Origin of the sequence: Sphingopyxis sp., assembly GCF_034380315.1 — a bacterium.
In the GTDB taxonomy this organism is placed as follows: Bacteria; Pseudomonadota; Alphaproteobacteria; order Sphingomonadales; family Sphingomonadaceae; genus Sphingopyxis.
Map to the genome: position 1 here is coordinate 84,232 of NZ_JAXMPB010000006.1, position 14,655 is coordinate 98,886.

The following is a 14,655-nucleotide window of genomic DNA, read 5'->3' on the forward strand; positions in this document are numbered from 1 at the left end:
TTGGACTCGCTGAACCTCGTCCCGGCCAGCGTTTCCGATTTTCGCCGGATCGCCGAAAAGCGGCTGCCGCGCATGTTGTTCGACTATGTCGACGGCGGCGCCGGCGCGGAAGTCACGCTGCGCGACAATGTTGCCGATTTCGAACGGATCCGGCTGGGACAGCGGGTGTTGCGCGACATTTCGGACATCCGAACCGAGGTCGATTTTCTGGACGAAACGCTGTCGATGCCGGTGATCCTGGCGCCGGTGGGGATGGCCGGAATGATGGCGCACCGCGCCGAAACCATGGCCAAGCGGGTCGCCGACCGGATGGGCATTCCCTTTACGCTGTCGACGGTCAGCATCTGCCCGATCGAGGAGGTGGCGCGGGTTTCGGACCGGCCGATGTGGTTCCAGCTTTACATGCTGCGCGACCGCGGGGTGGTGCTGGAAATCTTGCAGCGCGCCTGGGATCATGGCGTGCGCACCCTGGTGTTCACGGTCGATCTCAACGTCCTGGGCACGCGCTATCGCGACATTCGGAACGGCATGGGCGGCGGCGCCAGCCGGTGGGGCAGATTGCGCGGCGGCCCGATCGACTATCTCGCCCATCCGCACTGGTTGTGGAAGGTCGCGCTGACCGGCGGCCCGCTGACCTTCGGCAATATCGCGCGCTACGCCCCCAGCGCCAAGGCGCTGCCCGATTTCAAGCAATGGGTCGACAGCCAGTTCGACGGATCGGTCGATTGCGAGGATATCGCCTGGCTGCGCCAGCAGTGGAAGGGCAAGCTTATCCTGAAGGGCATCCTCGATCCGCAGGATGCGCTTGGCGCCCGCGACGTCGGCGCCGATGCGCTGGTGGTGTCGAACCATGGCGGGCGCCAGCTCGACGGCGTCGCGTCGGGCGCGGCGATGCTGCCGCGGGTTGCCGATGCAGTCGCGGGCAGCATCCCGCTGATCGTCGATGGCGGGGTCCGATCAGGCCAGGACGTCGTCAAGGCGCTGGCGCTGGGGGCAAAGGCGGTGATGATCGGGCGGCCGTGGATCTATGCCCTCGCCGCGCAGGGCGAGGCGGGGCTGGCGCGGCTGCTGTCGATCTTTCATCTCGACATGAGAACCGCGCTGGGGCTGAGCGGCTATCCCATCGCGGATAGCGTCGATCGCGGCGCGCTGCTGGACAGCGGAGAACCGCCCCGAAATTGATTTTCGAAAACAGAGATGTCGTCAAAGTGCAAGCCGGGGTTCGGACGGCCCGCTAGGCTCGCCTGGTCAGGGAGAGAGGATCATGGCATTGCTCGACAGGCTTCGCGACATTTCGGGAGAGGGCGGCGTCCTGACCGGCGCCGATCTCGATACCCGGGCCGGTGACTGGCTGGGGCAGACGCGCTGCGGCGCCGCGGCGGTGGTGCGTCCGCGCTCGACCGCGGAGCTGGCGGCGATCATGCGGCTGTGCGACGCGGCGGACCAGCCGGTGGTCGCGGCGGGCGGGCTGACCGGCCTGGTGCATGGCGCCGATGCGACCGCCGAGATGATCCAGATTTCGTTCGAACGCATGCGCGCGATAATCGACATCGACCCGGTCGGGCGGACGATGGCGGTCGAGGCGGGCGTCCCGCTGCAAATCGTGCAGGAAGAGGCAGAGAAGTACGGGCTGATCTATGCCGTCGATCTGGGCGCGCGCGGATCGGCGACGATCGGCGGCACGATTGCGACCAATGCCGGCGGCAATCAGGTCGTTCGTTACGGCATGACGCGCGACAATATATTGGGAATAGAGGCGGTGCTGGCCGACGGAACCATCCTGTCGTCGATGAACCACCTGCTCAAGAACAACGCCGCCTATGATCTGAAACAGCTGTTCATCGGCAGCGAGGGCACGCTGGGGCTGGTTACCAAGGCGGTGCTGCGGCTGCATCCCCAACCGCTGACGATCAGCACCGCGCTGCTCGCCGCGCCCGATTTCGACACGCTGGCGCGGCTGTTTTCGAAGACCGGTAGCCGCCTTGGCCCCATGCTCACCTCTTTCGAGGTGATGTGGCAATCGCATTACCGGACGGTCGCGGTCGAGAGCGGCCGCCACCAGCCGCCGCTGCCGGGCGATTATCCCTATTATATCATCGTCGAGGCATCGGGGATGGACCCCGACCGCGACGAAATTTTCTTTACCGATCTGATGACCGCGCTGCTCGACGACGGCTTGGCGGTCGATGCGGTGGTCGCCGCGTCCGAGGCGCAGCGCCGGGCAATCTGGGCGATACGCGAAGATATCGAAGGATTGCTGCACGCCCTCGCCCCGGTCGCCGTGTTCGACGTCAGCCTGCCGATCGCGGCGATGCCGGTCTATATCGACGGGCTGGAAAAGGCGGTCGCCGCCGAGTGGGGCGATGCCGCGCGGACCATCACCTTTGGCCATCTTGGCGACGGCAATCTGCACATCGGCGTCGCGCCGCGCCCGTGGAACGAGGACGCCCGGCACCGCGCCGAAGCGCTGGTCTATCGTCCGCTGGCGGCGATCGGCGGTTCCATCTCTGCCGAACATGGCATCGGCCTGGAAAAACGCGCCTGGCTGCATCTGTCGCGGACGCCCGAAGAGATTGCGACGATGCGGCAGATCAAAAACGCGCTCGACCCGAAGAATCTGCTCAATCCGGGCAAGGTCTTTGCCGTCGAGGCCCTTTAAAAGGAAATGGACATGTCCGCCGCCCTTCCTCCCTTGTCCGATGCGCTTTATGCCGCGCTGCGCAACCGGGCGCCGGTCCCGCTGATCAGCGCGCGCCATCCCGAACTGACGGTCGATGACGCCTATCGCATCTCGCTCGGCGTGCTCGAAAAGCGGCTCGCGGCGGGCGAGAAGCTGGTCGGCAAGAAGATCGGGCTGACCGCCAAAGCGGTGCAGGAAATGGTCGGCGTCGATGAACCCGATTTCGGTTTCCTGACCGATGCCATGGAATTCGCCAATGGCGCCACGGTGGCGATCGCCGAGCGGCTGATCACCCCGATGGTCGAGGCCGAGATTGCGCTGGTGCTGAAATCGGATCTGCCGACCGCGGGCGTCACCGCCGCCATGGTGCTGGAGGCGACCGATTATGTCGCGCCCTGCCTGGAGATCGTCGATACCCGCTTTGACACGCCGCGGATCGGCATCGTCGATACGGTCGCCGACAATGCCAGCAGCGCGCTGTTCGTGCTGGGCAAAGGGCGCGTCGATCCGCGTGAATGCGATCTGGCGGCGGTGCGCTGCGCCTTGTTCCGCAACGAGGTGAAGCTATCCGAAGGGGTCGGCGCGGCGGTGCTCGGTTCGCCGCTGATCAGCGCCGCCTGGCTGGCTAACCGGCTGGGCGCCTTTGGCGTCGCGCTGACCGCCGGCGATGTCGTGCTGCCCGGATCGCTGGTGCCCTTTGCGCCGATTGCGGCGGGTGACACCTATGTCGCGCGCTTCGAAAATCTGGGCAGCGTGACCGCCAAATTCGCCTGAGGATGATGAGATGAAGAATGAAGCACTCGCCAAATGGCAGTCCGGGGCGTTTTCGGTCGGGGCGTGGATCAACCTGCCCGACCTGCACATTGCCGAGACGCTGGCGCGGATGGATTTCGACTGGCTGTGTTTCGACCTGCAGCACGGCCTGTTGTCCTATTCGCACCTGCTGGCCCTGATTCCCGCCATATCGGCGACCCGAGCGACGCCGCTGGTGCGCGTCGCCGACGCGCAGGCGGCGGGCATCGGCCGCGCGCTTGACGCCGGGGCGCATGGCGTGATCGTGCCGATGGTCGATACCGCGGATCAGGCCGCGCAGGCCGCTGCCGCCTGCCGCTATCCGCCGCTCGGCACCCGATCGTGCGGGCCGATGCGCGGCCTGTTGACCGACGGAATGGGCTATCTCGCCTCGGCGAACAGAGAGGTCGCCTGCATCGCGATGATCGAAACCGCGCGCGGCCTCGACAATGTCGAGGCGATTGCCGCGACCGAAGGCCTGTCCGCGCTGTTCGTCGGACCGGTCGACCTGTGTTTCGGCCTGGGGATTGCGCCGGGCGATTTCGGCAATCCAGCTTTTGTGAAGGCGATCACCCGCATCGTCGCGGCCGCCCGCGAGGCCGGGATCGCGGCGGGACTGTTCGGATACAGCCCCGAATCCGTCGCCACCGCAAAGGATCAGGGCTTTGCCTTTGCCTCCGCCGGGACCGACATCGCCTTTTTGCGCAAGGGGGCCGCCGATGCCCTTGCAATCGCCAGGGGAGAACCCGCCAGAGCGACCAGAGGCGGTTATTGAAACAACGCCCGACCGCGCATCGCCGTCAAATTGATGATTCACAGCGCCCCGCCTGACCAAAGGTCAAAAGGCGGGCGCCGACATTTGCTTAGACGCTGTGGGACGTCGCGCCCTCGATCCACGCCGCCAGAACGGCAGGACGAGATGCGAAGCATGGGAGTGGGTCGATGAAGGCATATGGGTGGGTGGCCGCGTTGCTGGTCGGAACGGCACTGGCTTCTTGTTCGCAGGATATCGGGGCGGCCGACGGTCCGGCGAGCGGTGTCGATACGGCGCGTATCGCCGCAGCCGACAAGACGCCCCAGGACTGGCTGACCTATGGCGGAAACTATGAAGAGCAACGCCATTCGCGCCTGACGGCCATCGGTCCCGACAATGTATCGGACCTGGGCCTGGTCTGGAGCCACGACCTTCAGACCTCGCATGGGGTGGAAGCAACACCGATCGTCGTTGATGGCATGATGTATGTCACGGGCGCCTGGTCGATCGTCTATGCCCTCGACGCCCGGACAGGTGAGCAGAAGTGGATCTATGATCCATCGGTTCCGCGCGAAACGCTGGCCAAGGGATGTTGCGATGCGGTGAACCGCGGCGTCGCCGTTTATCGCGGCAAAGTCTATGTCGGCACCTATGACGGCCGTCTGGTGGCGCTCGACGCCGGGACGGGCAAGATGCTGTGGAGCAAGGTCACGGTCGACCAGTCCAAACCCTATACGATCACCGGCGCCCCCCGCGCCTTCAAGGACAAGATCATCATCGGCAACGGCGGGGCCGAACTGGGTGTGCGCGGCTATGTCACCGCCTATGATGCGGCGACCGGCGATGAGGAATGGCGGTTCTATTTCACGCCGAACCCCGACAAGAAACCCGACGGCGCCGCATCAGACGACGCCCTGGCCAGGCTTGGCAATGCAACCTGGGGCGACACGGGGGCATGGACGACCGATGGCGGCGGTGGAACCGCCTGGGATTCGATGATCTTTGACGAGATCAACGATCAGGTGATCGTCGGCACCGGCAATGCCTCCCCCTGGAATGCCAAGGTGCGCGATCCGCAGGGCAATGGTGACAATCTGTTCCTGTCGTCGGTCGTCGCGCTCGACGCCGACACCGGCAGCTATAAATGGCATTTCCAGGAAACGCCGCGCGACATGCTGGATTATACCGCGACGCAAACCCTGATTCTGGCCGACCTGCCGCTGGGTGATGCCGGGGCGAGGCGTCGTGTGGTGATGCATGCGCCGAAAAACGGCTTTTTCTATGTGCTCGACGCCCGGTCGGGAGCCTTTCTGTCGGGCAAGGCCTTTGCCAACCAAACATGGGCGAGCGGGCTCGATGCCAAAGGCCGTCCGATCGAGAACCCCGCGATGCGCCAGTTCGACCGCACGCCGTTTCTTGCCATTCCGGCACCGGCCGGGGCGCATAACTGGAACCCGATGGCCTATAGCCCCAAGACCGGCCTTGCCTATATCCCTGCGCAGGACATGGCCCAGATGGTCGGCGAACGGCCGGGCGGGACCAAGGCCTCGCTGCGATGGAATCTGGGATATGATATGGCGGCGGGCCTGCCGCCGACGTATTCCGCCGGAACATTGGAACAGATACGCAAGACGATTTCGGGCAAGCTGATCGCCTGGGACCCTGTTCGGCAAAAGGCACGCTGGACCCGCGCCTATCCCACCCCCTTCAATGGCGGGGTGCTGACCACCGCAACCAATCTGCTGTTTCAGGGCGATGCCATGGGGACGTTCCGCGCCCTTGATGCAGCGAATGGCACCGAACTATGGTCGATGAACCTGAAAAGCGGCATCCAGGCCGCCCCCATCACCTATGAAATCGATGGCGAGCAATATGTCGCGATTGCCACCGGCTGGGGTACGTCCTGGGCACTCAACTGGGGATTCGCATGGGACAAGGCAACGGCACCCGACGTCGGCCGCGTGTTCGTGTTCAAGCTGGGCGCCAGGGCGCGCGTCCCCGATCCGATGGCCTATCTGGTCGAAGAAACGCCCAAGGGTTCCCGTTTTGGCTCTCCGACACAGATTGCCGCGGGTTTCCGTCACTATTCGGAAAATTGCATGGTTTGCCACGGTCCGATGGCGATCAGTTCCGGGGTAACGCCAGACCTGCGATGGAGCGGCGTATCGGCCGACAGGAATGTCTGGGACCAGGTGGTACGCACGGGCATATTGTCCGGCAACGGCATGGTTCCGTTCAAGGACCAGCTGAGCCCGGACGAGGCCGAGGACATTCGCGCCTATGTCCTGGATCAGGCGTGGCTAGCGGTCGAGAACGGCGACGCGAAGCCGCCGAAATCATGACTGCTGCCGCGAGGAGATGGGCCACGATCGGGCACGCCGCCCGCGCCTAGAACATCGCGGCGAGCGCGATACAGGACAGCGTGGCCACGACGGGGATCGCCACCGTTACGACGGCGACGTCGAAATAGGCCTGCCGATGGCTGAGCCGTGTGATCGCCAGCATCGCGATCACCGCACCGCAATGCGGCAGCGAGTCGAAACCGCCGCTCGCCATCACCGCCAGCCGGTGCAATTCGTCGGGGGCGATACCCATGGCCAGATATTGCGGAGCCAGTGTCTGCATGAATATCTGGAGCCCGCCCGATGCCGATCCGGTAATCCCCGAAACGGTACTGACGGCGCCGAACATCGATAGCAGCGGGTAATCGTCGAACGCGACCAGCGCCGATGCGAAATGACCGAAACCCGCCGTTTGCACTACGACTCCGCCGAAACCGATGACCACCGAGGTCGCGAACAGCGGCACGACCGCATCCTGCACCCCGTCGCCCATTACCGCCAGCATCCGGCGCCGCACCGCCGGAAACAGCAGCAAGCCGACGAGGCTGCCGACCAGCAGCGCGAGCGAGGGCCACATCACCGGCTGGGCTGCGGCGAAATCGGCGATCGGCGCGGAAAGCGCCGCCCCGGCGAGCCGCGGCGCGAGGATGATACCGATCACCACCGCCAACGGCAGCAATGCCATCCCCCAGGATGGCAATCCGCCATCGACGGCCTGTCCATCGGCGCCGACGGTCGTTCCGACAGGATCGCCCGGTGCGGGATCAAAGCCCTCGCCAACGGCTTTGGCCCTACGGCGCTGCCACTCGAGATAGAACATTCCGAGCGCAAACATGATCGCCCCGCCGGCGACCCCCAGCAACGGCGCCGCATACAGATCGGTGCCGAGCGTCAACGTCGGAATGATATTCTGGATCGACGGTGTGCCGGGAAGCGCGGTCAAGGTGAATGTCCCCGCCCCCAGCGCCAGCGCCGCGCAGAACAGGCGCTTGGGTATGTCCGCTTCCTTCAGCAGACGAAGCCCCAGCGGATACATCGCAAAGATCACGACGAAAACGACCACCCCGCCATAGGTGAGCAAAGCGCTGGCCGCGACGGTGATCCAGAGCGCGCGGTCCGCGCCCAGTCGCCGGACGAGCGCCATGGCAATGCTGGCGGCCGCACCGCTGTCGCCCATCACCCGGCCAAACATCGCCCCGGCGGCAAAGAGCAGAAAGAATTTCCCCGCGAAGGTAAAGGCGCCGAGTTTACCGAACAGATAGCCGTCGTCGAAGGTCGCCCCCAGCGGCAACCCACTGGTCACGATTACCAGCAGCGAACAGAGGATCGAGGCCAGAATGATGTTCACACCGCGCAACGCCAGCCAGATCAGCAAAGCGAGGCTGGCGACCAGTCCGAGCGCCGAAATCATGCGATGGCCTCCGGTAACGGGACCGGATCGAGCACCGTTCCGGTTTCGAGGAAGTGGGCGATGTTGGCGATCCCGCGCTGAACCACGTCGAACCGGCATTGCGCGGTCGCGCTGCCGATATGCGGGGTCAATACCACCTGATCGAGCGCCAGAAAGCCCGGTGATATCGCCGGTTCCCCTACGAACACGTCCAGCCCGGCAGCCGCGATATGCCCGCTATGCAGCGCCGCGATCAGCGCATCTTCGTCGACCAGCGCGCCGCGCGCGCTGTTGACCAGCACTGCGCCCGGCTTGCACGCCGCGAGCGCAGTCGCATCGATCATCCCGCGCGTCGCATCGCTAAGCGGCGCGTGGAGCGACAGGATGTCGGCGGCGCCCAGCAATTCGTCCAGGGTAGAGCAATATCGGGCGCCGAGCACGGCGGCTGCCGCAGGCTTTGGGTGCGGGCAATGATAGAGAATGTCCATCCCGAACCCCTGCGCACGCCGCGCCACTGCCTGTCCAATCGCCCCGAAACCGACGAGGCCAAGCTTTGCGCCATGAACGCGGATACCGACACGCGGTGGTTGCCCCGATTCGGACCAGCCGCCGCCGCGCACATAACGCTCGCCCTCCCCCATTCGCCGTGCAGCGGCGAGGATCAAGCCGAAAGCGAGGTCGGCCGTATCTTCGGTCACGACCGGCGTGTTCGAAACCTGGATGCCCCGACGCGCCGCTGCCGCACGGTCGATATTGTCATAGCCGACCCCAAGATTGGCGATCAGCCCGATGCTGCCGGGGAAGCGGTCGATCAGCGCCGCGTCGACGGGATCCACCGCCGTCCCCAGATAGACGCGGGCGTTATCGGGAATCCCCTGTTCCGGCGGCACGAAATGCACCGCCTGTCCGGCGAGTTCGATCGTCGGCAAGGGCATCGGCCGACTCGTCGCAATCGTGATGCTCACAGGCTCAACCCTCCCCTGCCGGCGGCAAACGCACACCACCCTTATCCGCACTCGTCGCGAAGTGGGCATATATTTTCAGGGCGTTGGAGATATGTCGATCGCGCTTTCCCTTGGGTTTCCAGCCCTGAGCATGGGCATTTTCCTCGGCGCGGCGGCGATCAAGCTCTTCGGCGGGGACGAGCAGGTTGATCGCGCGGCCCGGGATGTCGATTTCGATCAGGTCGCCTTCCTCGACCAGCGCGATTTCCCCGCCCGCCGCCGCCTCCGGCGAAATATGGCCCACCGACAGACCAGAGGTCGCGCCCGAATAGCGCCCGTCGGTGATCAACGCACAGCTTTCGGCGAGTTGCATCCCTTTCAACATGGTCGTCGGCATCAGCATTTCCTGCATTCCCGGCCCGCCCTTCGGGCCTTCGTAGCGGATGACGATAATGTCGCCGGGAACAATCACGCCCTTTTTACCGATCGCCTTCACCGCCGGATCCTGCGCGTCGAACACCCGCGCCCGGCCAGTGAATTTGAGCATGTGGGGCTTTACCGATCCCGTTTTCACGACGCATCCATCGCGCGCGATATTGCCGTAAAGAATGGCGAGGCCGCCTTCCGCGCTGTGGGCATGATCAATGTCGCGCAGACAGCCCGCCGCACGGTCGAGGTCGAGCGCGCCGCGCGTATCGTGCGACAGCGCCTGCGCGCCGGTGCGGCCCGACGCATCGGCGGCATACCATTGCAGCACCGCGGGATCGTCGGTGCGCCTGACGTCCCACTTCTCGAGAACATCGCCGAGCGTTCCACCCGGCGCCGCCAGGTGACGGGCGGCGGTGTCAATCTTGCCCGCGCGGTCGAGTTCGCCGACAATGCCGAGCACCCCGCCTGCCTTGTGCACATCTTCCATGAAATAATCGGAGGTTGCCGGGGCGACCTTGCACAAGAAGGGCACCTCGCGGCTGAGCCGGTCGATATCGGCCATGGTGAATTCGATCCCGCCTTCCTGCGCGATCGCCAGCAGGTGGAGGATGGTGTTGGTCGAGCCGCCCATCGCAATATCCATCGCCATCGCATTCAGAAAGGCGGCGCGGGTCGCGACGCTGCGCGGCAGCACGTCATGATCGCCCTGATCATAATAGCGTTTGGTAAGATCGACGATCGCGGCCGCCGCCTGTTCATAAAGCCGTCCACGATCGGCGTGGGTCGCGACCAGCGAGCCGTTTCCGGGGAGCGCAAGCCCCAGCGCCTCGGCCAAACAGTTCATCGAATTGGCCGTAAACATGCCGCTGCATGACCCGCAGGTGGGACAGGCATTTTCCTCGACCGCCAGCGCCTGCCCGCCCAGATGGTCGGGGTTGAGCGAGGAAATGACCGTATCGGTCGCATCCATGCGGTGGGTCTTGCCATCCACCTCGATCCGGCCCGCCTCCATCGGCCCACCCGACACATAGATGGTCGGCAGGTTGAGACGCATTCCTGCCATCAGCATTCCGGGGGTGATCTTGTCGCAATTGGAAATGCAGATCAGCGCATCGGCGCAATGGGCATTGACCATATACTCGATCGAATCCGCGATCAGATCGCGGCTAGGAAGCGAATAGAGCATCCCGTCATGCCCCATGGCAATCCCGTCATCGATGGCGATGGTATTGAATTCGCGGGGGATACCGCCCGCCGCCCAGATCGCGTCGCAGACGATCCGTCCGACATGGTTGAGGTGAACATGCCCCGGAACAAATTCGGTAAAGCTGTTGGCGACCGCAATGATCGGCTTGCCAAAATCGCTGCCCTTTACCCCGCCCGCGCGGAACAGCGCCCGCGCGCCCGCCGAGAGTTTCCCCGTCGTGACCTTGTTCGACCGGTATGCCATATCCTCTATCCCCAGATTGTTTTGACGGGCGCGAGCCTAGATCGGTCGGGAGGCATGGTTTGATATTGAAACAGGCCGCCGCGTCACCAGATGACAATTTGAGGTCCGGATGCACATCGACGGTGGCCGAAAAAGCCGCGCTTCCTGGGAGGGCACCGCCCACCCGTCACCGGCAGCGATGTCCGATCATCTTGCGTGCTTCGACGATGCCGGGCGCAGTAGGTCGATAACGCTGGCCAACTGCATCTCATTCTTGCCTTCCGCCATGGTGCACCCCAGAATATCGAGAACCACGGCCGCGGCTCGGCGCGCTGCATCGACCAGGGTGAAGTCCCTGGCAAGGCCGGCGACCAAAAGCCCGGTATAAAGATCGCCCGTCCCGGCCGGAACCAGCGGCAGTCGCGGCGACGACAGCCGCGTGCAGCTGCTATCCTCGAAGAGAATATTCTCCAGCATGTCGGGCGGCGTATCGGCCAGCGCACAGCTTGTGACGACCAACCGGGCGCGCCGGTGCGCCTGGATCTCGATCGCCGCGGCCTCCAGATCGCGCCAGGTCGACGGCTGGCAGCCAGCGATCAGCCCGACCTCGAACTGGTTGGGCGTCAAAAGGTCGGCGATCGGGACGAGCCGTTCGCACAGACAGTCGACCACCTGATCGGCAACGAAAATACCCAAATGAGCGTCGCCCATGACGGGATCGCAGACATATATGATATCGGGATTGATCTGCCTTGCCCGCTCGACGAAGTCGGCCACGACTTCTCCATTGGCGCGCGACCCGAGATAGCCGGACACGATATAGCGGCTGGTCTCGATCAGTCCGCGCTCTTCGACCCCGCGCAACAGGTCGCCGACAAGGTCGGATTCCAGCACCCGGCCGCGCATGGTCGCAAAACCCGGATGATTGGACAGCAGCGTGGTTGGCACGGCGGCGACATTCAGCCCATGCGCCTGCATCGGCAGGACCGCCGCGCTGTTGCCGACATGGCCATGCACGACCTGGCTCTGGATCGAAATAACGGACGTATTCATGGGCATCGAACGGATCGTCATCGGGCACCTCCTGCGCGGACGAGCGGGTTGGAAACCGGGCGCCACATCGGGCGGCCGTACAGAATGAAATGAGCGAAGATGCCGATTGCCAATCCCCAGAAAGCCCCGCCGATGCCGAGCATCTTGATATTGGCAGCCGACGCCAGAAAGGTGATCAGCGCAGCCTCGCGCGAGGTCGGATCGGCGATCGCCCCGGCCAGACTGCCGCCGATGGTGCCGAGCAGCGCCAGCCCGGCAAGCGTGGTGATGAAGGTCGCTGGAAACGCCATGAACACAGCGGCCAGTGTCACCCCGAACACACCGACCAGTACATAAAAGCCGCCTGCGGCGATTCCGGCGACCCAGCGCCGCGACGGATCAGCATGGGCTTCTTCGCCAGTTGCAATCGCTGCGGTGATCGCCGCGATGTTGAACGCATGAGACCCGAAGGGCGCCATGAGGAACGACCCCAGGCCGGTTATGGTCACGATGGGATTGGCGCTCGTCCGAAATCCGTCGTTTCGCAGGACGAGCATGCCGGGCATATACTGCCCGGTCAGGGTGATCAGAAACAGCGGAAGCGCGACCGACAGCAGCGCATTGAAAGAAAATTCCGGCCTGGTGACGACGGGCGCCGCGAACTCCAGCCGAAGCCCCGACAGATCGACGCGCCCCTGCAGCAGCAGGAATACAAGCCCCAGCGCTAGAATACCGACGATCGCATAACGCGCCGAGAAACGCTTGAGCACGAGATAGGCCGCGATCAAAAGACCGACCAACAGGGGATCGACGCCCGCCCCGCCAAAGGCCCCGATACCGAAGGGAAGCAGAATGCCCGCGAGAAGCCCGGCCGCTATGCCGGGCGGGATCAGACGGATCACCCTTTCGAAACAGCCTGACAGGCCGAGCGCAACGAAGCCGGCCGCCGAAATCAGATAGGCCCCCACCGCCTCGGCATAAGGGGTGGTGGCCAGCGCCGTGACCAGAAATGCCGCCGCCGGTGTCGACCAGGCGGTGATGATCGGTTCGCGATAGCGCCAGCTGAGGAACAGTCCCGTCACCCCGACACCGATGGAGACCGACCATACCCAGGACGCGGTCAGCGCAGGATCAAGGCCCGCTACCTTTGCCGCCTGAAAGACCAGAATGAAGGTCCCGCCATAGTTGACGATGACCGAGATCAGCCCTGCAACGACGGGATGCACGATATCGCTGAGGCGAAGGGAAATGAAACCGGGCGGCATGGTCGTGGCGACGCTCCTACAAGTTTCGTCGCTAGGGCGACGGGCCGTCTTGACAAATAGCCCTTAAATGGCCCGATGTTTCCATCCATTTTTTCACCAAGGTCCAGACCAATTGTTTAAACATGCCCAGCTGGAAAGCGTAAAGGCCGCGATCGCCCAACCCGCCCATGCGGCGATGCCGCTTCATGCGCGAATTCAGCGTGCCATCCGGAAGTTGATCGTCGACGGCGCGCTCGGCCCCGGCAAACCCCTTCCCGCCACGCGCGCGCTCGCCCGCTCGCTGGAGGTGTCCCGTGACACGGTCGAGGCTGCCTATGCCCAGCTTCACGCCGAAGGATTCATCGACCGGCGCGTTGGAAGCGGCAGTTTTGTGGCGGAGATGATCGAATTCGCCTCGGGCGCCCGCCTGTCCCGGCGCGCGCGCCTGTCCCGCAATCAGGCGCCGAACCTCAGCCGACGCGGAGCCGCGATGTTTCAAAGCGGCGGGGTTCGCGAACGCCTGTCCCCGCGCCCCTTCGCCCATGGCATTCCCGAAACGCGCAGCTTTCCACTCGCTCTATGGGAACGTCTCGAACGGCAGGTCCGCAAGGACGCCGGTACCCAATTGCTGCTGCACGGCGACCCCCAGGGCATGGAAGCGCTTCGCCGTGCCATCGCCGATTACGTCAATCTCGAACGCGGGGCCCGTGCGACCGCCGACCGCATTTTGATCCTGACCAGTTCGCAACAGGCAATGTCGCTCTGCGCCAACATGCTGTTCGATCCCGGCGACCGGGTCTTCATCGAAGATCCAGCCTATTATGGCGCCCGCAAGGCGTTCGATGCGGCGGGCCTGGAGTGCATTCCCGTGCCGGTGGACGGGCAAGGCATCGTGGCCGATCGGATACTCGCCTCTCCCCAACCCGCGAAGGCGGTTTTCCTGACCCCGTCGCACCAGTTTCCGACCGGCGTCACCCTGACGCTGGACCGGCGACTGGCGCTGATCGAATGGGCGATGCGCAACCAGGCGTGGATCATCGAGGATGATTATGACAGCGAGTTTCACTATGCCGGGAAGCCGACGGCGTGCGTCCAGGGCCTCGACCCCTATGAACGCACCATCTATATCGGCACCTTCACAAAATCGCTCTTTCCGGGATTGCGGATCGGCTATGTCGTGTTGCCGCCCCAACTGGTCAAGCCGATGACGGTGGCGCGTACATTGCTGGACGGCCACACCGCGCCGATGACGCAGATGACATTGGCGCGCTTCATGGAAGGTGGGCATTTCGGCGCGCATGTCCGCGCCATGCGCGGCGTCTATGCCAAGCGGCTCGACCTGCTGGCGCGCCTTGTCCGCGACCATCTGTCCGATATCGTCGAGGCCCAGGTGCCCGCGGGCGGTCTGCAAATGCCCTGTCTGCTGACCGGCGACCTGTCCGAAAGCCGCGCCATCGATGCGGCGCAGCGCGTCGGGATCGAACTTCTCGGCCTGTCCGGCCTTCATGCCGCAGATGGCGGCAAGGCGGGGTTCCTGATGGGGTTTGCAGCCTATACGCCGCTGGAAATCGAAACGGCGGTCCGCAAATTGAAATCCGCGCTGCAAGCCATCGGCTGAT

General features: G+C 64.4%; 11 protein-coding genes. 6 read left to right on the top strand and 5 right to left on the bottom strand.

Annotated features, from left to right (window positions below; translation table 11 throughout):
• The 5 genes from U0S50_RS12460 to U0S50_RS12480 all read left to right on the top strand — a co-directional run bounded on the left by U0S50_RS12460 (position 1) and on the right by U0S50_RS12480 (position 6,568).
• On the top strand, positions 1-1,182 hold the full coding sequence (locus U0S50_RS12460; RefSeq protein ID WP_322309086.1) for an L-lactate dehydrogenase: 1,182 nt from the start codon (positions 1-3) through the stop codon (positions 1,180-1,182).
• A gap of 82 nt (positions 1,183-1,264) precedes the next feature.
• Positions 1,265-2,659: an FAD-binding oxidoreductase gene (locus U0S50_RS12465; RefSeq protein ID WP_322309087.1), complete on the top strand. Its 1,395-nt coding sequence runs from the start codon at positions 1,265-1,267 to the stop codon at positions 2,657-2,659.
• A gap of 12 nt (positions 2,660-2,671) precedes the next feature.
• Positions 2,672-3,454: a 2-keto-4-pentenoate hydratase gene (locus U0S50_RS12470; RefSeq protein ID WP_322309088.1), complete on the top strand. Its 783-nt coding sequence runs from the start codon at positions 2,672-2,674 to the stop codon at positions 3,452-3,454.
• Between the two features lie 10 nt (positions 3,455-3,464).
• On the top strand, positions 3,465-4,247 hold the full coding sequence (locus U0S50_RS12475) for an HpcH/HpaI aldolase family protein (RefSeq protein WP_322309089.1): 783 nt from the start codon (positions 3,465-3,467) through the stop codon (positions 4,245-4,247).
• 167 nt (positions 4,248-4,414) lie between these two features.
• Positions 4,415-6,568, top strand: a complete 2,154-nt coding sequence (locus U0S50_RS12480; RefSeq protein WP_322309090.1) for a PQQ-dependent dehydrogenase, methanol/ethanol family — start codon at positions 4,415-4,417, stop codon at positions 6,566-6,568.
• A 46-nt stretch (positions 6,569-6,614) separates the two neighbouring features.
• On the opposite strand, the gene U0S50_RS12485 is transcribed toward U0S50_RS12480, so the two are convergent.
• The 5 genes from U0S50_RS12485 to U0S50_RS12505 form a co-directional block, all read right to left on the bottom strand.
• On the bottom strand, positions 6,615-7,979 hold the full coding sequence (locus tag U0S50_RS12485; RefSeq protein WP_322309091.1) for a GntP family permease: 1,365 nt from the start codon (positions 7,977-7,979) through the stop codon (positions 6,615-6,617).
• The gene (locus U0S50_RS12490; RefSeq protein ID WP_322309092.1) at positions 7,976-8,923 is read right to left on the bottom strand and encodes a D-glycerate dehydrogenase; all 948 of its coding nucleotides are present in this window, start codon (positions 8,921-8,923) and stop codon (positions 7,976-7,978) included. The genes U0S50_RS12485 and U0S50_RS12490 overlap by 4 nt, the downstream gene beginning before the upstream one ends.
• Before the next feature lie 4 nt (positions 8,924-8,927).
• Positions 8,928-10,781, bottom strand: coding sequence for a dihydroxy-acid dehydratase (ilvD, locus tag U0S50_RS12495; protein ID WP_322309093.1), 1,854 nt, complete (start codon positions 10,779-10,781; stop codon positions 8,928-8,930).
• 186 nt (positions 10,782-10,967) lie between these two features.
• The gene (gene pdxY / locus U0S50_RS12500) at positions 10,968-11,834 is read right to left on the bottom strand and encodes a pyridoxal kinase (protein WP_322309094.1); all 867 of its coding nucleotides are present in this window, start codon (positions 11,832-11,834) and stop codon (positions 10,968-10,970) included.
• The gene (locus U0S50_RS12505; protein WP_322309095.1) at positions 11,831-13,057 is read right to left on the bottom strand and encodes a benzoate/H(+) symporter BenE family transporter; all 1,227 of its coding nucleotides are present in this window, start codon (positions 13,055-13,057) and stop codon (positions 11,831-11,833) included. Before U0S50_RS12505 ends, pdxY begins: the two co-directional genes overlap by 4 nt.
• A 112-nt stretch (positions 13,058-13,169) precedes the next feature.
• On the opposite strand from U0S50_RS12505, the gene U0S50_RS12510 reads away from it, so the two are divergent.
• Entirely contained in the window at positions 13,170-14,654 is a 1,485-nt protein-coding gene (locus U0S50_RS12510) for a PLP-dependent aminotransferase family protein (protein ID WP_322309096.1), read from the top strand.
• Position 14,655: the final 1 nt, after the last annotated feature.